At 66.9% G+C, this 19,006-nt stretch carries 18 protein-coding genes; 16 read left to right on the top strand and 2 right to left on the bottom strand.

Features of this window, described 5'->3' with window-relative positions; all coding sequences use genetic code 11:
* Positions 1–19 precede the first annotated feature (19 nt).
* Entirely contained in the window at positions 20–865 is an 846-nt protein-coding gene (locus DDT93_RS23380) for an IclR family transcriptional regulator (RefSeq protein ID WP_109468332.1), read from the top strand.
* On the opposite strand, the gene DDT93_RS23385 is transcribed toward DDT93_RS23380, so the two are convergent.
* Positions 866–1,684: an IclR family transcriptional regulator gene (locus tag DDT93_RS23385; RefSeq protein WP_109468333.1), complete on the bottom strand. Its 819-nt coding sequence runs from the start codon at positions 1,682–1,684 to the stop codon at positions 866–868. It lies immediately after the preceding gene.
* A gap of 90 nt (positions 1,685–1,774) precedes the next feature.
* Between DDT93_RS23385 and DDT93_RS23390 the strand changes: the two genes are divergently transcribed.
* Both DDT93_RS23390 and DDT93_RS23395 read left to right on the top strand, forming a co-directional pair.
* Positions 1,775–2,722 (top strand): cupin domain-containing protein, encoded by a 948-nt coding sequence (locus tag DDT93_RS23390; protein WP_109468334.1) that lies wholly within the window; start codon positions 1,775–1,777, stop codon positions 2,720–2,722.
* A gap of 74 nt (positions 2,723–2,796) precedes the next feature.
* Positions 2,797–3,927: an FAD-dependent monooxygenase gene (locus tag DDT93_RS23395; RefSeq protein WP_198654952.1), complete on the top strand. Its 1,131-nt coding sequence runs from the start codon at positions 2,797–2,799 to the stop codon at positions 3,925–3,927.
* 55 nt (positions 3,928–3,982) lie between these two features.
* Here the strand turns inward: DDT93_RS23395 and DDT93_RS23400 are convergent, their stop codons facing one another.
* Complete coding sequence (locus DDT93_RS23400) at positions 3,983–4,750, bottom strand: DeoR/GlpR family DNA-binding transcription regulator (RefSeq protein ID WP_109468336.1); 768 nt, start codon at positions 4,748–4,750, stop codon at positions 3,983–3,985.
* A gap of 195 nt (positions 4,751–4,945) precedes the next feature.
* Between DDT93_RS23400 and DDT93_RS23405 the strand changes: the two genes are divergently transcribed.
* The 13 genes from DDT93_RS23405 (at position 4,946) to DDT93_RS23460 (ending at position 19,001) form a co-directional block, all read left to right on the top strand.
* Complete coding sequence (locus DDT93_RS23405; protein ID WP_109468337.1) at positions 4,946–5,917, top strand: ABC transporter substrate-binding protein; 972 nt, start codon at positions 4,946–4,948, stop codon at positions 5,915–5,917.
* Entirely contained in the window at positions 5,914–7,620 is a 1,707-nt protein-coding gene (locus DDT93_RS23410; protein ID WP_109468338.1) for an ABC transporter permease, read from the top strand. The genes DDT93_RS23405 and DDT93_RS23410 overlap by 4 nt, the downstream gene beginning before the upstream one ends.
* Positions 7,608–8,684, top strand: a complete 1,077-nt coding sequence (locus DDT93_RS23415; RefSeq protein ID WP_109468339.1) for an ABC transporter ATP-binding protein — start codon at positions 7,608–7,610, stop codon at positions 8,682–8,684. The genes DDT93_RS23410 and DDT93_RS23415 overlap by 13 nt, the downstream gene beginning before the upstream one ends.
* A 7-nt stretch (positions 8,685–8,691) precedes the next feature.
* On the top strand, positions 8,692–9,789 hold the full coding sequence (locus DDT93_RS23420; RefSeq protein WP_109468340.1) for an MBL fold metallo-hydrolase: 1,098 nt from the start codon (positions 8,692–8,694) through the stop codon (positions 9,787–9,789).
* Positions 9,786–10,346 carry a histidine phosphatase family protein gene (locus tag DDT93_RS26990; RefSeq protein WP_232825549.1) on the top strand — a complete coding sequence of 187 codons (561 nt, stop codon included), beginning with the start codon at positions 9,786–9,788 and terminating at the stop codon, positions 10,344–10,346. Before DDT93_RS23420 ends, DDT93_RS26990 begins: the two co-directional genes overlap by 4 nt.
* Positions 10,334–10,780, top strand: a complete 447-nt coding sequence (locus DDT93_RS26995; protein WP_232825550.1) for a phosphatase domain-containing protein — start codon at positions 10,334–10,336, stop codon at positions 10,778–10,780. Before DDT93_RS26990 ends, DDT93_RS26995 begins: the two co-directional genes overlap by 13 nt.
* A 157-nt stretch (positions 10,781–10,937) precedes the next feature.
* Positions 10,938–12,230: an extracellular solute-binding protein gene (locus DDT93_RS23430; RefSeq protein WP_109468342.1), complete on the top strand. Its 1,293-nt coding sequence runs from the start codon at positions 10,938–10,940 to the stop codon at positions 12,228–12,230.
* A 109-nt stretch (positions 12,231–12,339) separates the two neighbouring features.
* The gene (locus DDT93_RS23435) at positions 12,340–13,311 is read left to right on the top strand and encodes an ABC transporter permease subunit (protein WP_109468343.1); all 972 of its coding nucleotides are present in this window, start codon (positions 12,340–12,342) and stop codon (positions 13,309–13,311) included.
* Between the two features lie 4 nt (positions 13,312–13,315).
* Entirely contained in the window at positions 13,316–14,158 is an 843-nt protein-coding gene (ugpE, locus tag DDT93_RS23440; protein ID WP_109468344.1) for a sn-glycerol-3-phosphate ABC transporter permease UgpE, read from the top strand.
* Complete coding sequence (locus DDT93_RS23445) at positions 14,158–15,231, top strand: sn-glycerol-3-phosphate import ATP-binding protein UgpC (RefSeq protein ID WP_109468345.1); 1,074 nt, start codon at positions 14,158–14,160, stop codon at positions 15,229–15,231. Before ugpE ends, DDT93_RS23445 begins: the two co-directional genes overlap by 1 nt.
* On the top strand, positions 15,228–16,205 hold the full coding sequence (locus DDT93_RS23450; protein WP_109468346.1) for an endonuclease/exonuclease/phosphatase family protein: 978 nt from the start codon (positions 15,228–15,230) through the stop codon (positions 16,203–16,205). The genes DDT93_RS23445 and DDT93_RS23450 overlap by 4 nt, the downstream gene beginning before the upstream one ends.
* A gap of 322 nt (positions 16,206–16,527) precedes the next feature.
* Entirely contained in the window at positions 16,528–17,229 is a 702-nt protein-coding gene (locus DDT93_RS23455; RefSeq protein WP_109468347.1) for a gluconate 2-dehydrogenase subunit 3 family protein, read from the top strand.
* Between the two features lie 2 nt (positions 17,230–17,231).
* Positions 17,232–19,001, top strand: coding sequence for a GMC family oxidoreductase (locus tag DDT93_RS23460; protein WP_109468348.1), 1,770 nt, complete (start codon positions 17,232–17,234; stop codon positions 18,999–19,001).
* Positions 19,002–19,006 lie beyond the last annotated feature (5 nt).

The raw sequence follows: 19,006 nt of genomic DNA on the forward strand, positions 1-19,006 counted from the left end.
GTTGAGCAAGAGAACCCGAATGGCCCGGATACAGACCGAGACACCCGAGATCGCCCCTCCCCCGGCACCCGAGACCGAGGAGAAGGCCACACCCTCCTACGACGTGCCCCCGGTCACGCGGGCCATCATGCTGCTGCGCTACATCGCGGCGGGCAACCGCTGCCGCAACATCGCCAAGGCCTCGCAGGACGTGGGCATCAACCGCACCACGCTGATCCGGCTCCTGCATACGCTGGAACGCGAAGAGATGATCGACAAGGCGCCCGAGGGCGAAGGCTATGTCTTGGGCTTCGGCGTTCTCGAACTGGCCTCGAGCCTGCTGGGCAGCAGCGACATCGCACGCGCCGCACGGCCGATCCTGCACCACCTCGCCTCCGAAACCGGCCTGTCCGCGCATCTCGGGGTGCTGGCCGGGACCGATGTCATCGTGCTGGTGCGCGAGACGCCCGAGGTGCAACTGGTCTCGAACATCCGTGTCGGCAGCCGCCTGCCCGCCTATGCCACGGTGATGGGGCGCATGATCCTGTCGCACATGCCCGGAGCACAGGTGACCGCCCTGCTTTCGGGCTACACCTTTGCCGCCATCACCGACCAGACCCCGACCACCATCGAGAGCCTGTCGGTGCAACTGAAGATCGACCGCGAAGCCGGAATCGCTTGGTCGGTCGCCTTCTACGAGGAAGGGATCGGGTCGTGCTCCTGCGTGGTGCTCGACCAGAACGATCACCCCGTTGGCGCCATCAGCCTCTCGGGGCCGCAGGCGAACTTCGAGGAAGGGTCGGAAAAGCGCCTGCAGATCGCGGCGGGCGTGCGCGACGGGGCCCGGCGCCTCTCGGCGCTGATGGGCCACCTCGGGTCGGCCTGATCAGGCCTGCGCGGCGGTCCCGTCATACCCCAGCATCCGGGAGATCCGCTGCGCCGTGGCCAGCAGGTCTTCCGAAATCGCGCCGGAGGTTCTCTGTTCGGGCCGGGGCGCCTGAGCCGAGGTGAGGTTGATCGCGGCGACGACCCTGCCCGTCAGATCGCGGATCGGCGCCGCGGCAGAGGCGACACCCGCTTCGAAATCCCCAAGATGCCAGACCACTTCGGCCTTCCGGTCGCCCTTGACCTGATCGAGGATGCCCGGAAGCGACGGCCCCTTGCCCTTGGCCGCGCCGGGGCGCTCGGAGCGAAAGCGCTCGATGATCTCCGCATCGGCCAGATCCGCCAGCAGAACCCGGCCCAGCGTGATACTCCGCGCCGGCAGGCGGCTGCCCACCTGGACGATCGAGGTCCCCGCATCGCGTGCGGGCGCACGCAGGACATACAGCACCGAGGTCCCCTCCAGCACGCCCATATGCGCCGACCAGCCGGTGCGGTCGCGCAGGCGCTCGAGTTCGGGTTGGGCGATCTCGACGATCTCGCGCGTGGCGACGTAACCGTAGGTGAGCCGCAGCACCCCCGGCCCCAGCGCGTAGGTCTGAAGCCGCTCGTCGTGCAGCAGGCACCCGGTCTCGACCAGCGTGTAGACGGTGCGGAACGCGGCCGAGCGGGTCACGCCCAGCGCGTCCGCGATATCGCGCAGGCTGAGGTTGGGCCGTTCGGGCGAGAACAGCTTCAACACGTTGAGGCCCCGCATCAACCCCGGCACAAGGTATCGGTCGGTGCCGTCCTGTTCGGCGATCTCCGGCGCGGCCTGCTTCATATATAAAACGCCTCGTATTCTGCAAAACGGTCTGGGCGTAACCTTTTCTCCAGAACAGCAACGAGAATCAAGCCTCGAAAGGAGACGCACATGACCGTTCAAGACTCCACCTTCGCAACGCTCGCCGACGAGCTGAAGGCCCACACCGGCCGCTTCACCGACAAGCAGTTCGACTGGAACGCCTTCCCCTCGAACGCGGGGTTCGACGAACTGGCCCGCGCCCAGATGCGCTATATCGGTGCCGGTGGTTCGCCCAAGGTCGGCGACACCTCGACCCTCAAGCCCGACAATTTCACCGTGTCGCTGATCTACAAGGAAACCGGCAAGTACGCCGCCTGCCACAGCCACGAGATCGAAGAGAGCTTCCTGATCATCAACGGCGCCCTGATCGTCGGCTGGGAACGCGACGGTGAAGTGGTCGAAGTGAACCTCGGCCCCAAGGACATGATCCTGAACGCCCGCGAAATCGGCCATGGGTTTCGCGTGGATGGCCCCGAGCCGGTTCTGATGTCGATCTCGGTCGACGTGGGCAAGCCGCTGCCGCCGGTCTACCACTACCACCCCAAGGAACACCCGACCGAGCTGGCCCGTACCTTTGGCGCCCAGCCCGGCAAGACCCTCAAGTTCGACCCCAAGGGCGAACATCACCTGCAGCAGCTGATGTCGAAGTACGTCGTGCGCCACTCCGAGCTGGAAACCCACTGGGAAGATGCCGGCTTTACCCGCAAGATCTATTGCGGCCCCGGCGGCGTCGAGACCGATACCTGCCGCAAGGAGATGCTCGGCATCCCGTCCCGCGTCGGCGTGAAAGCCTTCTCGCGTGATGTCGAGGACGCCTTCCTCGTGCTCGACGGCGCACTGACCGTCGGCTGGGAAGAGAACGGCGAGACCGTCGAGGTCGAACTGGGCCCGCGCGACCTGGTCAAGACCCCGGCAGGCCGCAAGCACTGGTTCAAGAACAACGGCGCCGAAGCCGCGACCGTCTGGTACATCGTCGGCTCCGCCGAGCCGGAATCGGTGACCTTCGAAGCCGCCTGAGCGACCCTCAGCCAATTGCGCCCGCCCCCAGCCGGGGCGGGCCGAGCCATTTTCGAACTCAGAAAGGGATGCCTATGTCTCGATTGAACATCGCCGTGTGCGGCGGTGGGATCGGCGGGCTTTGCGCCGCCATCGCCCTCGGCAAGATGGGCCACGACGTCGAGGTCTTCGAGAAGACCCGCAGCTTCAACCGGGTCGGGGCCGACATCAACCTGACGCCCAACGCCGTGTTCGCCCTCGACGGGCTGGGCGTGGGTGAAGTGTTACGCCGGACCGCCGCCCGCCCGACCTTCCGGATCAGCCGCGATGGCGTGACCGGCGAGGAAACCTCGCGCCTGCCGCTCTCCGATGCGGCCGAAGAGAAATACGGCGCGCCACAGCTGACCATCCACCGCGCGGACCTGCTGCAGGCCCTGCTCGACAAGATCCCGGCGGATAAGGTCCACTTCGCGATGCCCGCAGAACAGGTCGAGCTGATCGACAGCGGTGCACGCCTGACCTTCGCGGATGGCAGCAGCCGCGACTTCGACCTCGTGGTCGGCGCCGACGGCATCCATTCGGCGGTTCGCACCGCGCTCTGGGGCGAGGACGACCCCAAGTTCACTGGCCTCGTCTCCTACCGCTCGGTCTTTGCCCGCGACAAGGCGACCGATCTTGCCGACCTCGACGCCTTCACCAAGTGGTGGGGCCAGACCTCGCAGAAACAGATCGTCACCTTCCCGCTGACCCGTGGCGAAGAGATCTTCGTCTTCGCGACCACCCCGCAGGAGGGTTGGACCGAAGAGGGCTGGACCCTGCCAGGCGACCCCGACGACCTGCGCGCGCAATATGCCGACTTCCACCCCGATGCCCGGCGCCTGCTGTCCTATTGCGAGGACGTGACCCGTTCGGCCCTGCACGTCCGCGAGCCGATGGCGGCATGGTCGCGCGGCAACGCCACGATCCTTGGCGATGCGGCACACCCGATGGTGCCCTTCATGGCCCAGGGCGCCTGCATGGCGATCGAGGATGCCGTGGTACTGGCCCGCAGCCTCGACGGCGTGAGCAAGGAGGGCATTCCCTCCGCCCTCGCCGCCTACGAGACCCAGCGCAAGCCGCGCACGGCCAAGATCCAGGAGAACTCGCTGGCCAACGAGTTCATGAAGGGACCCGGCAACGCCGACTGGGTTTACGGCTACGACGCCTGGGCCGTCGAACTGGCCTGATCGGACAAGCGGCGCGGGGCTCTGCCTCCGCGCCGTTTTCCTTCGTGCGGCAGGTTCAGACCTCCAGCACCTCGCACCCGCCCTCCGTCACCGACTGCCGCAGGTCGTCCGGCAGGGTGCCACCGCAGACCACCCGCTCCAGCGCTTGGATGCGCGACCAGCGGTGCGGGGCGGGCCGCCCGATCTTGGCGTGATCGACCACCAGCGTTCTCTCGCGCGCTGCACCGGTGATCGCCTGCCGTGCCCTGATCTCGTCGAGATTGAAGTCCAGCAGGTCGCCCTCCTCCGACACGCCGCCGACCGAAAAGATCGCGTGGTCAAAGCGCAGCCCCTCAAAGAACTCGCAGGACTCCGCGCCGATGAAATCGAGATCGCGCAGACGCACCTTGCCCCCGGCCAGCAGCACGGTGACCCTTTCCGCCGCCCGCAGCGCGAGGACCACGTGGATGTTGTTGGTGGCGACGGTCAGCCCCTCGTGCCCGGTCAGCGCGCGCGCGACCGCCTCGACCGTCGTGCCGGTTCCCAGCGCGACCGTGGCGCCGTTCGGGATCAGCCGCGCCACCGCGGCGCCGATCCGGTTCTTTTCGTCCCGTGACACCGCCAGCCGCGGCTGGTAGCTGATGTTCTCGCCCGCCTCGGCAAGCGTGGCACCGCCATGACGGCGGCGCACGACGCGCGATTCGTCGAGGGCGCGCAAATCTGCCCGCAGGGTCTGCACCGAGACATCCAGCATCTCGGACAGGGCCGCCGCCGAGAGTTCGCCGTAGGTGGACAGAAGGTTGACGATCCGGTCGCGCCGACGCGCGGCTTCGCTGTTCTGCATTTTCGTTCGAAATCTTGCTTGCCTGCTGCAAAGGCTAGCGGCGGTTGCCGCCCCTGTCCATGCAGCACACCCATATTCCCTATTTATTATGTTTGTCACCAAAGTGTCACGGGACTCGGTTAGGGCAGGCGCAACGAGAGTCGCAACCTCCCGAAAGGCTTTCGTTCGAAAATGAAATCCAGATCGGAGTTCCTGATGTCCCGCACCCTTATCGCCGCCGCACTCGCTCTGGCGCTGCCGTCCGTGGCCGCGGCCGAGACCCTGACGCTCTACACCTCGCAGCCCAACGAGGATGCGCAGACCACGGTCGACGCCTTCATGGCCGCGAACCCCGACATCACCGTCGAGTGGGTCCGCGACGGAACCACCAAGCTGATGGCCCGCCTGCAGGCCGAGATCGAAGCCGGCCAGCCGCAGGCCGACGTTCTGCTGATCGCCGACACCGTGACGCTGGAAGGCATGGCGCAGGCGGGCCAACTGGCCGCCTACAAGTCGCCCGAGGCCGCCGCCTATGACGACGCGCTCTACAGCGCCGACGGTTACTATTACTCGACCAAGCTGATCACCACCGGCATCGTCTACAACACCGGCGCGGCCGAGGTCCCGACCTCCTGGGCCGACCTCGCCAAGCCCGAGATGAAGGGCCTCGTCGCGATGCCCTCCCCGCTCTACTCCGGCGCCGCGCTGATCCACATGGCAACGCTCACCGGCACCGATGGCCTGGGCTGGGACTACTACACCAAGCTGGCCGAGAACGAGACCCGTGCCGAAGGCGGCAACGGCGGCACCTTCAAGGCCGTGGCCGCAGGTGAAAAGCCCTACGGCGTTCTCGTCGACTTCATGGCGATCCGCGCCAAGGCCGACGGCTCTCCGGTCGAGTTCGTCTTCCCCGAGGAAGGCGTGTCCTACGTGACCGAACCGGCGGCGATCCTGTCCGGGTCCCAGCACATGGCGGCCGCCGAGAAGTTCATCGACTTCCTGCTGAGCGAAGAAGGCCAGAAGCTGGTCGTCGACATGGGCTACATCCCCGCCCGCGACGGCGTTGCCAGCCCCGAGGGCTTCCCCTCGCGCGATGACGTCAAGCTGATGAGCTTCGACCCGGCCAAGGCCCTTGCCGACACCGAGGCCAACAAGGCCCGTTTCGCCGAGATCTTCGGCGTACAATGAACGCAGGCCTGTCGAGCAGTGGTGGCAGCCGGTCTCTTGACCGGCTGTTGCCTCTTATCCTGATCCCCGTCGCCCTGATCGCGCTGGGGCCGGTCGTCCGCCTGCTGCTGGAAGGTATCGGTTTCGGCGACGGCTTCACCACCGATCACCTGAGTACGGTGCTGACGCGGGACACCACCCGCACGGCGCTGCTCCACTCGCTGGCAACCGCCGGGGGCGGCACGGTTCTGTCCATCCTGATCGGCGCCAGCTTTGCCTTTCTGGTCGCGCTGACCGATATCCGCGCCAAGGGCGCGCTGGTCTTCTGCCTGATGATCCCGATGATGATCCCGCCGCAGATCACCGCGCTGGCGTGGATGCAGGTCACCGGCCCCTCCTCGGTTCTGCTCAAGACCCTAGGGATGGCGCCGCCGCTGGGCAGCCCGCAGCCGCTGCATTCCCCGGGCGGGATCGTCCTGCTGCTGGGCATCCAGCACGCTTCCATCGTCTTTCTCACCCTGCGCGCCGGTCTCCGCATGATCCCCGCGGACCTTGTCGAGGCCGCCCGCATGTCGGGCGCCGGGGCGCTGCGGGTCTGGGCGCAGACCGTCCTGCCGCTGTCGATGCCCGCGCTGATCGCGGGCGGCGCGATGGCCTTCGTCACCGCGCTCGGCAACTTCGGCATTCCCGCGATGCTCGGCATCCCGGCCGGGTACTCCACCCTCCCGACGCTGATCTATCAGCGCCTCGTCGGCATGGGCCCGAGTGTCCTGCCCGAGGTTGCCGTGCTGGCATTGCTGATCGGGGCCGTCGCGATCACGGGTGTCCTGCTGGCCCGTTTCGTGCTGGCGCGCCAGCGCTTCGGGCTGGTCGGCCTCTCCGGCACGCCGCTCTCGCTCTCGCTGGGCAAGTCTCGCCTGCCCGTCGAAACCGGGCTCTGGGTCTTCATCTTCGCCATCCTCGCGCTGCCACTGCTTGCCATGCTCGCCACGTCGCTGATCCCCGCATACGGGGTGCCGCTCTCGGCGGAGACGGCAACGCTCAAGGCATGGAAAGAGGTGCTGCTGGTCCAGCCGGTCACCCGGCGCGCCTATGTCAACTCGCTGTTCCTTGCCGTGACGGCGGCGGTGGTGCTGATGGCGATCAGCATCCCGCTGGCCTGGCTGATGGAGCGCCGCGCGAGCCGGGTCACCCGGACGCTCGACGCCCTGATCGACCTGCCCTACGCCCTGCCCGGCGTGGTGCTGTCGATCGCCTGCATCCTCACCTTCATCAACCTGCCCTTCACCGACCTGACCCTCTACGGCACCATCTGGATCATCCTAATGGCCTATCTCGCCCGGTTCTTCGTGGTGATGCTGCGCCCGATCCAGGCCAGCATCTCGCAGCTTGACCCGGCGATGGAGGAGGCGGCGGCGAGCGTCGGCGCCCGTCTCGGGTACCGGCTGCGCACCATCGTCCTGCCGCTTGCCGCGCCCTCGGCGGCGGCGGGCACCATCCTCGTCTTCCTCACGGCGGTGAACGAACTCACGGTGTCGGCGCTGCTCTGGTCCTCCGGGACCGAGACGCTGGGCGTGGTGATCTACAACCTCGAAGACAGCGGCGAGACGGTCATGGCCTCGGCCCTGGCCATGTCCATCGTACTTCTCATCGTCCTGCTGATGGGCGCGGTTCAGGCCGGCGCCCGGCGTTTCCCGAATGGAGTGATCCCGTGGCAGAGCTGACCTTTTCCAACCTGACCAAGCGCTTTGACGGCGCGCCTGCCCTCGACGGGATCGACGCGCGCATCGAGGCCGGCGAATTCGTGGCGCTGCTGGGCCCCTCGGGCTGCGGCAAGACCACGCTGCTGCGGCTGGCCGCCGGGTTCGACCAGCCCACCGAGGGAGAGATCCGCGTTGGCGGCGATGTCGTCGCCAGGCCGGGCCGCTTCGTTCCGCCCGAGGACCGCAACATCGGGATCGTGTTCCAGTCCTACGCCCTCTGGCCCCACAAGACCGTCTACGGCAACGTCGCCTATCCGCTCGAAGTGCGCCGCCTGCCCAAGGGCGAACGCGACCGCCGGGTCGCCGAGGCGCTCGACCTCACCGGGCTGCGGGACTTCGCGGACCGGATGCCCGCGCAGCTGTCCGGCGGCCAGCGCCAGCGGGTCGCCCTTGCCCGCTGCCTCGTCTTCGAACCCCGCGCGGTGCTGCTGGACGAGCCGCTGGCGAACCTCGATCTCGCGCTCAGGGCGTCGATGCAGGACGTGTTCTCGATGTTCCATCGCCGGACCGGGGCAACCATGCTCTACGTGACCCACGATCAGGGCGAGGCGCTTGCCCTCGCCGACCGCGTCGCGGTGATGGAATCCGGGCGGATCCGCCAGTTCGCGGCGCCGGAGGTGCTCTATCGCGAACCTGCGGACTGTTTCGTCGCCGGTTTTGTCGGGGACGGCGCCGTGGTCTCGGCCCAGCTTGTCGCGCCGTCCGAGGGGCACGGGCCGCGCGTCCGGGTCCTTGGCCAGGACCTGACCGCGCGCGGGCGTCGCAACGACGTGAGCCATGTCAGCATCCGCCCCGAGAACATCACCCTCTCCGACGACGCCCCCCTGCGCGCGCGGGTGACCGGCTGCACCTACCTCGGCGGCCGGTTCCGGCTGGCGCTGGAGGCCGAGGGTGAGACCCTCGTGGCCTTCTCCGGACAGCGCGCCACTCCCGGCGAAACCCTCGGGGTAACGATCCGCGAGCCCTGGGCCTTTCGCGACCCCGAGGCCGAGGTGCTGATGGCCCGGACGATGAGCCATGCGTGAGCGCGGAATGAGCCGACCGCCCTCCTCCCTCCACCGGACCGACGTGCCCTGGGCCGAGGTGCTCTCGGGCCTTGGCGAAAAGGGTCCGGCCTGCATCCGCGTCTGGACCGGGCGCGAGCTCTGGATCCTCGATGTCGGCGTCGGCCCCGAGGCGACCTCGCCCTTCGACCCGACATGGCTCGACGGGGCCGACCGGGTGTTCATCAGTCACGACCACGTTGACCACATCGGCGGGGCGGCGCATGTCATCGCGGCAGGCCTGCCCGTGCACTGCACAGCGCAGACCGCGCGCGCCCTGCCGCCGGGGGCCCTGCTGCACCTGATGCCCGAGCAGGGTGAAACCGTCGTGGAGGGCGTCACCGTCACCACCGGGCGCAACGGCCATGCCCTTGGCGGGGTCTGGTTCCACCTCGCGCTTGGCGAGGGGCTGTTCTTCTCGGGCGACTGGTCCGAAGAAAGCCGCTGGTTCGCCTTCGACCCGCCCCCGCCCGCCGCGCTGGCCCTGATCGACGCCTCCTATCACCTCGACGATATCCGGCAGGCACGGCGCCGCGACGACCTCGACCTTGCGCTGGCGCAATGCGAGGGGCGGCAACTGCTGTTCCCGGTGCCGCCCTCGGGCCGCGCGGGCGAACTCGCCCTGCACCTGATGGGCTGGGGCGATGTCAGTCTCGACGAGACCTGCCGCTATGCCGTTGCCCACGCGCTCACCACCGGCAGCCTTGCCGGCGATGCCCGGCTGCTCGCGCCCCTGCTGGAACAGCCCTTCGATCCCGGCGCGCAGTTCCTTGTCTGCGATACCCCCAACGCCGATGCGGGCATGTCGTGGAAGCTGGTGCAGGACTGGCGCGACAACGGCAGGTTGGGCAAGGACGCGGTGGTCTTCTTCACCGGCCACATGACCGCCCATGCCCGCGTCATCGCTGAACAGGGCGGGCGCTTCCTGCGCTGGAACGTGCACCCGCCGCTTTCTGACCAGATCGGCATGGTGCGCCGCCTCGGCGCGCGCCGCTATGCGCCGCTGTTCTGCAGCCAGCCGGAAAGCTACCTGATCGAGCCCCGGTTCGGGGCGGAACTGGTCCTGCACGAGAGGTGCATCCTGTGATCCTGCCCTCCAGACCCTTCGTGCTGATCCGGCACGGGCAGACCGACGCCAACCTCGACGGGATCATCGCCGGACGAACCGAGGCGCAGCTGACCGAGGCGGGACGCGCAGCCGCCCGCGCCCTGGCGTCATGGGACTGGCCGGAGCCCATCGCCATCTTCTCCAGCCCCCAGCACCGCGCACGCGAAACCGCCGCGCTGGCCTTTCCCTCGCGCAGGGCAGCCCCGATCGAGGGGTTCCGCGAAAGGGACTGGGGCCGCTTCGAGGGCCAGCCTGTCGCCGTGGCCCCGCCCCGGCACCAGACGCCCGAGGGCGGCGAAGGCTGGTCCGACATGATCGCACGGGTCGAGCGCGCCCTCGCGAGAGCCATCGAGGACGCGGGCGCAGCCCTGCCCGTCATCGTTGCCCATTCCGGCGTGATCCGCGCGGCGCGGGTCGTGACCGGCGGGCGCGACGACGGCCCCTCACCGGCCAACACCACCCCCCTGCTCTTTGCGCCGACCGGCAGCGGCTGGCGCGAGAGCCAACTGGAAAAGGAGCAGCAATGGACTGCGTGATCTTCGACATCGACGGAACGCTGGCGGAATTCGACGCGCCGCGCCTCGGGCACCTCGTGCACGGCGAGACCAAGCACTGGGAGGCCTTCCACGTCGAGATGACCGAGGCTCCGGTCATCGAGCCGGTGGCCCGGCTGGCCGCGCGGCTGAAGGCGCAGGGCGAGGCCATCGTGCTCTGCTCGGGGCGTCCCGAGGGCTGGCGCGACCGCACCTCGGCCTGGCTGGAGGCTGCGGGCATCGACCATGACGCGCTCTATCTCAGGGCCACCGACGAAGACCTCGCCTCGGACCCGGACGTCAAGCGCGCGGCGCTGGAACGCATCCGCGCCGACGGTTTCCGGCCCTGGCTTGTCGTCGATGACCGCAGCTCGGTGGTGGCCTTCTGGCGCGAGGCCGGGCTGACCTGCCTGCAATGCGCCCCGGGTGATTTCTGAGCGTTTTCTGCCGAACGCGTGGGCGGGAGCACCGCCTGCCCACGCCAATTCCAAGGCAAGTGACCGGCATTACGAAACCGTCACAAAAGCGCAGCTTAACTGTCACACCGCGCGCGTAGCGGTCGCGCCGAAATGAACTCCTGAGAGGATGAGGGACATGTTCAAGACCGCGACGACGACCATCGCATTCGCGCTGACCGCGACCACCGCGCTGGCCACCGACATCACCTGGTGGCACGGCATGGGCGGCCGCAACGGCGAAGTCATCAACGAGATTTCGCAGCAGTTCAACGAAGCTCAGAGCGCCTGCAGCCTGACGCCGATCTCCAAGGGCACCTATGAGGAAGCCCTGTCCTCCGGCATCGCCGCCTTCCGCTCGGGCGAACAGCCGAACATCCTTCAGGTGTTCGATGCCGGCGCAGCCACCATCATCGCCGCCAAGGGCGCGACCATCCCCGCCGAAGACCTGATCACCGGCGCCGGTGAGGCCTTCAACCGCGACGATTTCATCGCCGGTGTGCGTAACTTCTACGCCGACAGCGACGGCAAGTTCATCGGCATGCCGTTCAACTCCTCGGCCCCGATCCTCTATTTCAACACCGAAGCCCTCGAAAAGGCCGGTGTCGAAGCGCCCAAGACCTGGGAGGACTTCGAAGCCATCGCGCCGAAGCTGAAGGAAGCCGGGTACATCCCGATGACAGCCTCGCAGCTGACCTGGATGATGGTCGAGAACTTCAAGTCGCGGAACAACCAGCAGTTCGCCACCAACAACAACGGCTACGACGCCGTTCAGGGCACCGAGCTCATCGTCAACGACGAGAACCAGGTGATGATGTTCGAGAAGCTGAAGGCATGGGCCGATGACGGCCTCTACGGCTTCTACGGCGCTGGCTGGGCCGACAACCTGAAACCCTTCGAAGAAGGCAAGGCCGCCATGTGGATCGGCTCCTCGGGTTCCTTCGGCGGCCTGCAGAAGTCGGCCGGTTTTGACTTCTCGGCAACCTACATGCCCTACTGGGGTTCGATCGAGGGCGCTGGCACCCAGAGCTTCATCGGCGGCGCCGCCCTGTTCGCGATGGCGGGCAAATCGGACGCCGAGAACGCCTGCACCGCGTCGTTCTTCACCTTCCTGACCTCGCCGGAAACGCAGGTCTACTACCACAAGAACACCGGTTACGTGCCGATCACCGAAGCCGCCTATGAACTGGCCAAGAGCCAGGGCTACTACGACGAGAAGCCGGTGGCCGAGGTTGGCATCCAGCAGCTGATGCTGGACGGCGGCGAGTGGTCCAAGGGCTACCGCATGGGCTTCTACCCGCAGATCCGCTCGGTCATGGAACGCGAGTTCAACCGCATCTTCTCGGGTGAGACCGACGTCCAGAAGGCGTTCGACACCATCCAGGAAGAAGGCAACGCGCTGCTGGCCCGTTTCGCCAAGACCGCGAGCTGATCGCTCGACAAGCCTCTGGCGGGGTTCCGGGTTCGCGCCCGGAACCCCGTCGCACTTGGCGGGACAGGCCCCACGCCTCCCGCGCCCCCTCTGCCACAGGACCAGACTGGTGACCGACACACCCCTCCGGATCATAGAAACCGAGCGCACCCTGCTCGCCCGTTTCCGCGAATGGTGGAGCGGTGAAACCGCCAACCCGGTCAAGCGGGTCCAGTTCGACCGGCCGCTGACGCCCTGGCTCTTCATCCTGCCGCAGATGGCGGTGGTGGTGATCTTCTTCTACTGGCCCTCGGTCCAGGCGGTGACCTCGTCCTTCTACATCGAGGACCCCTTCGGCTTCGGCTCGACCTTTGTAGGGCTGGAAAACTACCAGGACGCGCTGAACAGCTCGGAGTACATGAGCACAGCTGCCTTCACCGCCTTCTTCTGCATCACCGTGACGGCGCTGGCCCTCGGCCTCGGGCTGCTTCTGGCGGTCAAGGCCGACAAGGTGATCCGTGGCGCCGAGACCTACAAGACGCTGCTGATCTCGGTCTACGCCATCGCCCCGCCGGTCGCCGGGCTGATCGGCATGATGTTCTTCGATATGCACATGGGGCCCTTCACCCAGATCGCCGGTTGGTTCGGATACGAGCTGAAGGTCGGTATCAACTACTGGGATACCGCCATCGCGCTGATCACCATCTCGGTCTGGAAACAGATCCCCTACAACTTCATCTTCTTCCTGTCGGGCCTGCAATCGGTCCCCGTCTCGGTGCGCGAAGCCGCGCTGATCGACACGAAATCCGGCTGGCGGCGGTTCAAGGACGTGACCCTGCCCCTGCTGGCGCCGACCGCCTTTTTCCTGCTGATCATCAACATCACCTACACCATGTTCGACACCTTCCCGATCATCGACGTGATCGTGAAGGACAAGCCCGCGAACAACCCGATGACGCTGGTCTACAAGGTCTATCTCGACGGGTTCAAAGGCAATGATATCGGCGGATCGTCGGCCCAGTCCGTGATCCTGATGGTGGTGGTGGCGCTGCTGACGGTGCTGCAGTTCCGCTTCCTCGAACGCCGCGTGCATTACGGGTAGGACCATGCAAAAGATCAAACCCCTCGACCACCTGATCCTGATCCTCGGCGTGCTGTTCCTCTTCGTGCCGGTCCTGATGACGCTGATGTCCTCGACCCACGGCGCGGTCGAGATCCATTCGGGCGGGCTCTACATCACCCCCGGCTCGGACGGGGCGGCGACCTATGCCAAGGTGCTGACCCATCGCGGCGGCTTTACCGGCGACGTGACCGGGCTGCTGATGCTGACCAACTCGCTCATCATGGGCCTCGGGTTCGCCATCGGAAAGATCGCGCTGTCAATGATGGCGGCCTATGCGCTGGTCTACTTCCGCTTCCGCTTTGCCACGCTGCTGTTCTGGATGATCTTCGCCACGCTGCTGCTGCCGCTGGAAGTGCGGATCATGCCCTCCTATCAGGTCATGTCGACGCTGGGGCTGCTGAACACCTACACCGGCCTGATCGTGCCGCTGCTGGCCTCGGCCACCGGCACCTTCTTCTTCCGGCAGTTCTTCAAGTCGGTGCCGGACGAACTGCTCGAGGCCGCGCGGATCGATGGCGCCGGGCCGATCAAGTTCTTCATCGACGTGCTGGTGCCGCTCTCCAAGACCATGATGGCCGCGATCTTCATCATCATGTTCATCTACGGCTGGAACCAGTACCTCTGGCCGCTGCTGATGACGACGGACGAGTCCTTCTACACCCTGATGCGCGGGATCAAGTCGATCCTGCAGGTCTGGGTCGGCAGCCAGATCCCCGACTACAACGAAGCCTTTGCCCTCGCCGTGCTGGCCATGGTCCCCCCCGTTGCGGTGGTGGTGATCTTCCAGCGCATGTTCATCAAGGGCCTGACGGAAAGCGACAAGTAATGGCACATCTTTCTCTGAAGAACGTCGGCAAGACCTATGGCGGCAGCAACCAGGCCGCCGTCGCGGGCGTCGACATCGAGATCGCCGATGGCGAATTCATCGTGCTGGTCGGCCCCTCGGGCTGTGGCAAGTCCACCCTGCTGCGGATGGTGGCGGGGCTGGAGACGGTGACCGACGGCGAGATCAGGATCGGCGACCGGGTGGTGAACCAGCTGGACCCGGCCGAGCGCGACATCGCCATGGTGTTCCAGAACTACGCGCTCTACCCGCACATGAGCGTGCGCGACAACATGGCCTACGGGCTGAAGAACCGGAAGACGCCCAAGGCCGAGATCGAGGCCCGCGTGGCCGAGGCGGCGCGGATGCTCGAACTCGGGCCCTACCTCGACCGCAAGCCGCGCGCCCTTTCGGGTGGACAGCGGCAGCGGGTCGCGATGGGCCGCGCCATCGTGCGCCAGCCTGCGGCCTTCCTGTTCGACGAGCCGCTGTCGAACCTCGACGCCAAGCTGCGGGTGACGATGCGGATGGAGATCCGCAGGCTGCAGAAGCGGCTCGGCACCACCTCGCTCTATGTCACCCACGACCAGCTGGAGGCGATGACGCTCGCCGACCGGCTCGTGGTGCTGAACGGCGGCCGGGTCGAGCAGATCGGCGCGCCGCTGGAGGTCTACCGCAAGCCCGCCTCGACCTTCGTCGCCGCCTTCATCGGCTCGCCCGCGATGAGCCTGCTGGACGCCCGGTTCGAGAACGGACAGGTGATGGTGGACGGGCACGCGCTGGCCCCGGTCGGCAATGCGCCCGGCCCGGTGACGCTGGGCCTGCGGGCCGAGGATCTGCGCATCACCAGCACCGGCGTCCCTATGCGGGTGGACTATGTCGAGGAACTGGGCGCGCACCGCATCGTGCATGGCGCCATCGGCGACCAGCCCGTCGCCGTGGTGGACAATGGCGGTGCCGCGCTGGCCGAGACGGTGCATGTCCTTGTCGATCCGGCAAAGCTGCACCTGTTCGAAACCAGCACCGGCCGCCGCATGGATACCCGTATTCAGGCCGAAGCCGTCCCCGCGCAATGATCACCGAAACCGTTGGGGACCTCCCGGTCCCGACCGAAGCGGACCTCGCCCTGCACCACCTTCCGCGCGAGATCGCGGTGCACGACGCGCATATGGCGACGGTTCCCGGCATGAACCTGGTCGAGACCGGGGGCGCGGCGTGTCCAGCGCCGCTGCCCTTCCCGATCACGGTCGGGGCGTGGAACCTCGAACGCTGCCTGTTTCCCGAGGATTCGGCACAGAAGGTCGCGTATTGCGACGTGGTGCTGGTGTCCGAGATGGACAACGGCATGGCCCGCACCGCCCAGCGCAACACGACCCGCGACATGGCCGGGCATCTGGGCATGGGCTACGCCTATGCGGTCGAGTTCCTCGAACTGGGGCTCGGTTCGCCGATCGAGCATGAATTCTGCACCGCCGACTTCAACGCGCGCGGCTACCACGGCAACGGGTTGATGGCGCGGAGCGCGCTGATCGCCCCCTTCGCCCTCAGGCTCTGGGGCCAGCGGCAGTGGTTCTCGGACGCCGAACAGCCCCGGCTGGGCGAGCGGATCGCCGTCGGCGCACGGCTCGAGACCGTGGCGGGGCCGATGATCGCGGTCTCGACCCACCTTGAGAGCGCCTGCGGTCCGGAACACCGCGAACGGCAGGTGCGCGGCCTGATCGCAGAGCTGGATGCGGCCTTTCCCGGGATGCCCGTGCTGATCGGCGGCGACCTCAACACCGGCAACCACAACAACGGGGACTGGCGTGCCGAAGGGCTCTTCGACGCGGCCCGCGCGGCTGGCTACTCGATCCATGGCGGCCCCGATGACCAACAGACCACGCGGCCCAGCCTGATCACCCGCTGGCCGGAACGCGCGATGAAACTGGACTGGTTCCTCGCGCGTGGCCTCCGGATCGGGGAGACCGCGATACGCTCCTCACTGGACGGCAACGGTCGCCCCCTGTCCGACCACGACGCGGTGGTCACCCGGGTTCTGGGGCTCGCCTAGCGGCACCCGGCGACCCTGCGGTTGCCGGTGCATCCATGCACACCGACTGTGCAAACCAGCCCGCGACAGCCCGAATTTACATGCCGAGGTCATGTATTCCGGCCCCGAAAACCCCTCGGTTTCCCGAGGTTTTCGGCGCGCGACTCGGCCCACTCACGTTTTCGTGAGCCCCGGCGAGCGAGCCGTGAGCGCAGATCATAGCTGCCATGCCGGGTGGGCTGGCCCCGTTGCGCCCCTAGGTGACCCAGCGTAGGGCGACACTATGTCGCTCTCGTTTTGCGAGAGCCATTTGCTCCCACCCACACCGGCAGGACACCGAAAAATGACCGATCTTCCAGGCTATCCCAGCCGCCGGAGCTTTCTGAAAGCCTCCGCCGCTGGCGTCGCCCTCAGCGGGCTGGCCGCCTCCGCTTCCGCCGAGGAAAAGACGCCTCCCGTTCCGCTCGACCAGTACGAACGCCAGTACCTCAATGCCGAGGAATGGGCCTTCATCATGGCCGCCACCGCGCGGCTGATCCCCTCCGAGGGCGACGGCCCCGGCGCCATCGAGGCCCGCGTGCCCGTCTTCATCGACCTGCAGCTTGCAGGCGACTACGGCACGGCGGACGACTGGTACATGGAAGGCCCGCACGATCCCACGGCAGAGCCCGCACGCGGCTGGCAGACGCCCCTGAATCCCGCCGAGGTCTACCGTCAGGCCATCCCCACCTTCAACAGCTGGTGCGAAACGACCTATTCCAAGTCCTTCGCCGACCTCGACACCGCCCAGCAGGACGAGGCGCTGACCGCGCTTCAAAAGGGCCAGGCCGTGCTTGCCCCGGAACTGCGCGACTTCTTCACCATCCTGCTCGCCAACACCAAGGAAGGCTATTTCGCCGACCCGCAGTACGGCGGCAACCACGGCATGCAGTCCTGGGTCTACATCGGCTTCCCCGGCGCGCGCGCCGCGTTCCGCGAATGGCCGGAACGCCACAACATCAAGTATCCGCTCGGGCCCGTCTCGATCAGCGGTGAAAGGGCATAACCATGGCACGTCAGGACAAGAAACGCGACGTGGTCATCGTCGGCCTCGGCTGGACCGGTTCGATCGCAGGGATCGAGCTGGCGCAGGAGGGCCTCGACATCCTCGCGCTCGAACGCGGCCACGACCAGAACACCGTCCCGAACTTCGAGTATCCGCAGCAGATCGACGAACTGAAGTACGGCGTCCGTCTCAAGATGATGCAGAAGCCGTCGCACCAGACCGTCACGGTGCGCCGCTCGGGGGACGAGACCGCGCTGCCCTACCGCTCGCTCGGCTCCTTCCTGCCCGGCAACGGCGTCGGCGGTGCCGGGACCCACTGGAACGGCCTGAACTGGCGTCCGCAGCCCGAGGAACTGCGCCTGCGCTCGCACGTCCGCGAGAACTGGGGCGAGCAGATCATCCCCGAAGGCATGAACCTGCTCGACTATCCCGTCACCTATGACGAGATGGAGCCCTTCTACACCCGGTTCGAGAAGGTCGCAGGGATCTCCGGCAAGGCCGGTAACCTGAACGGCGTGATCCAGGAGGGCGGCAACCCCTTCGAAGGCTGGCGCTCGGAAGACTACCCGATGCCGCCGCTGCCCACGACATGGGACAGCACCAAGTTTCAGGAGGCCTGCACGGCGGCGGGCCTGCACCCGTTCCACGCCCCCGCCGGGATCGCCTCCACGGCCTATGTGAACCCCTACGGGATGCAGATGGGCCCCTGCAACTTCTGCGGCTTCTGCGAGCGCTTCGGCTGCTACCAGTACTCCAAGTCCTCGCCGCAGACCGCCATCCTCGATGCGCTCAAGCGGATGCCGAACTTCGAGTACCGCACCGAGTCCGAGGTGCTGCGTGTCGAGCTTGCCGCCGATGGCAAGACCGCGACGGGCGTCACCTACTGGGACGAGAAGGCCGGCGAGGAAGTCTTCCAGCCCGCCGACATAGTGATCCTGTCGTCCTACCAGCTGAACAACGTCCACCTGATGCTGCTCTCGGGCCTCGGCGAAGCCTACGACCCGCTGACGGGCGAAGGCACGCTGGGCAAGAACTACGCCTACCAGATGAACGGCGGCGTCACGCTGTTCTTCGAGGACGACAACTTCAACCCCTTCGTCGGCCACGGCGCCAACGGCGTCTGCATCGACGACTTCTCGGTAAACCAGAACGACTTCGGCGCCCTCGGCTTCATCGGCGGCTCCTACTGGCGTTCGGGCACCTTCAACGGCCAGCCGATCCGCAGCATGCCGCTGCCCAAGGGCACGCCGGGCTGGGGCGCCGGCTGGAAGGAAGGCATCGGCAAGTGGTACGGCCACGCCATGTCGATCGGCTCGCACGGGTCGCACATGTCCTACGCCAACAACCACCTCGACCTTGATCCGACCTACACCGACCGGCATGGCCGTCCGCTGATGCGGATGACGTTCAACTGGCAGGACAACGACCTGCGGATGAACCAGTACATGAAGTCGCAGATGGAACCGCTCGCGGCCTCCATGAACCCGACCTCGATGCAGTCGGGCTTCAAGGATGTCGGCGCGCAGTATGACGTGCGTCCCTATCAGACCACGCACAACACCGGCGGCCACATCATGTCGGAGACCCCGGCCGAGGGCGCGGTGAACAAGTTCAGCCAGACCTGGAAGGCGCACAACGTCTTTGCCATGGGCGCGGGGAACTTCGTGCAGAACACCCAGTACAACCCGACCGGCATGGTGGGCGGCCTCGCCTATCACACGGTCCACGCGATCCGGACCCAGTACCTGTCCAACCCGCGGCCGCTGGTCTGAGGAGA

Origin of the sequence: Albibacillus kandeliae, from assembly GCF_003116585.1 — a bacterium.
Classification (GTDB): Bacteria; Pseudomonadota; Alphaproteobacteria; order Rhodobacterales; family Rhodobacteraceae; genus Albibacillus; species Albibacillus kandeliae.

Bases quoted from the DNA above. Each gene is read 5' to 3' on its own strand.
- DDT93_RS23430 (WP_109468342.1), top strand. From the start codon at position 10,938: ATGTTCAAGACCGCGACGACGACCATCGCATTCGCGCTGACCGCGACC.
- DDT93_RS23445 (WP_109468345.1), top strand. From the start codon at position 14,158: ATGGCACATCTTTCTCTGAAGAACGTCGGCAAGACCTATGGCGGCAGC.
- DDT93_RS23400 (WP_109468336.1), bottom strand. From the start codon at position 4,750: ATGCAGAACAGCGAAGCCGCGCGTCGGCGCGACCGGATCGTCAACCTT.
- DDT93_RS23460 (WP_109468348.1), top strand. From the start codon at position 17,232: ATGGCACGTCAGGACAAGAAACGCGACGTGGTCATCGTCGGCCTCGGC.
- DDT93_RS23455 (WP_109468347.1), top strand. From the start codon at position 16,528: ATGACCGATCTTCCAGGCTATCCCAGCCGCCGGAGCTTTCTGAAAGCC.
- DDT93_RS23395 (WP_198654952.1), top strand. From the start codon at position 2,797: ATGTCTCGATTGAACATCGCCGTGTGCGGCGGTGGGATCGGCGGGCTT.
- DDT93_RS23450 (WP_109468346.1), top strand. From the start codon at position 15,228: ATGATCACCGAAACCGTTGGGGACCTCCCGGTCCCGACCGAAGCGGAC.
- DDT93_RS23390 (WP_109468334.1), top strand. From the start codon at position 1,775: ATGACCGTTCAAGACTCCACCTTCGCAACGCTCGCCGACGAGCTGAAG.
- DDT93_RS23410 (WP_109468338.1), top strand. From the start codon at position 5,914: ATGAACGCAGGCCTGTCGAGCAGTGGTGGCAGCCGGTCTCTTGACCGG.
- DDT93_RS23380 (WP_109468332.1), top strand. From the start codon at position 20: ATGGCCCGGATACAGACCGAGACACCCGAGATCGCCCCTCCCCCGGCA.
- DDT93_RS26995 (WP_232825550.1), top strand. From the start codon at position 10,334: ATGGACTGCGTGATCTTCGACATCGACGGAACGCTGGCGGAATTCGAC.
- DDT93_RS23385 (WP_109468333.1), bottom strand. From the start codon at position 1,684: ATGAAGCAGGCCGCGCCGGAGATCGCCGAACAGGACGGCACCGACCGA.
- ugpE (WP_109468344.1), top strand. From the start codon at position 13,316: ATGCAAAAGATCAAACCCCTCGACCACCTGATCCTGATCCTCGGCGTG.
- DDT93_RS23405 (WP_109468337.1), top strand. From the start codon at position 4,946: ATGTCCCGCACCCTTATCGCCGCCGCACTCGCTCTGGCGCTGCCGTCC.
- DDT93_RS23420 (WP_109468340.1), top strand. From the start codon at position 8,692: ATGAGCCGACCGCCCTCCTCCCTCCACCGGACCGACGTGCCCTGGGCC.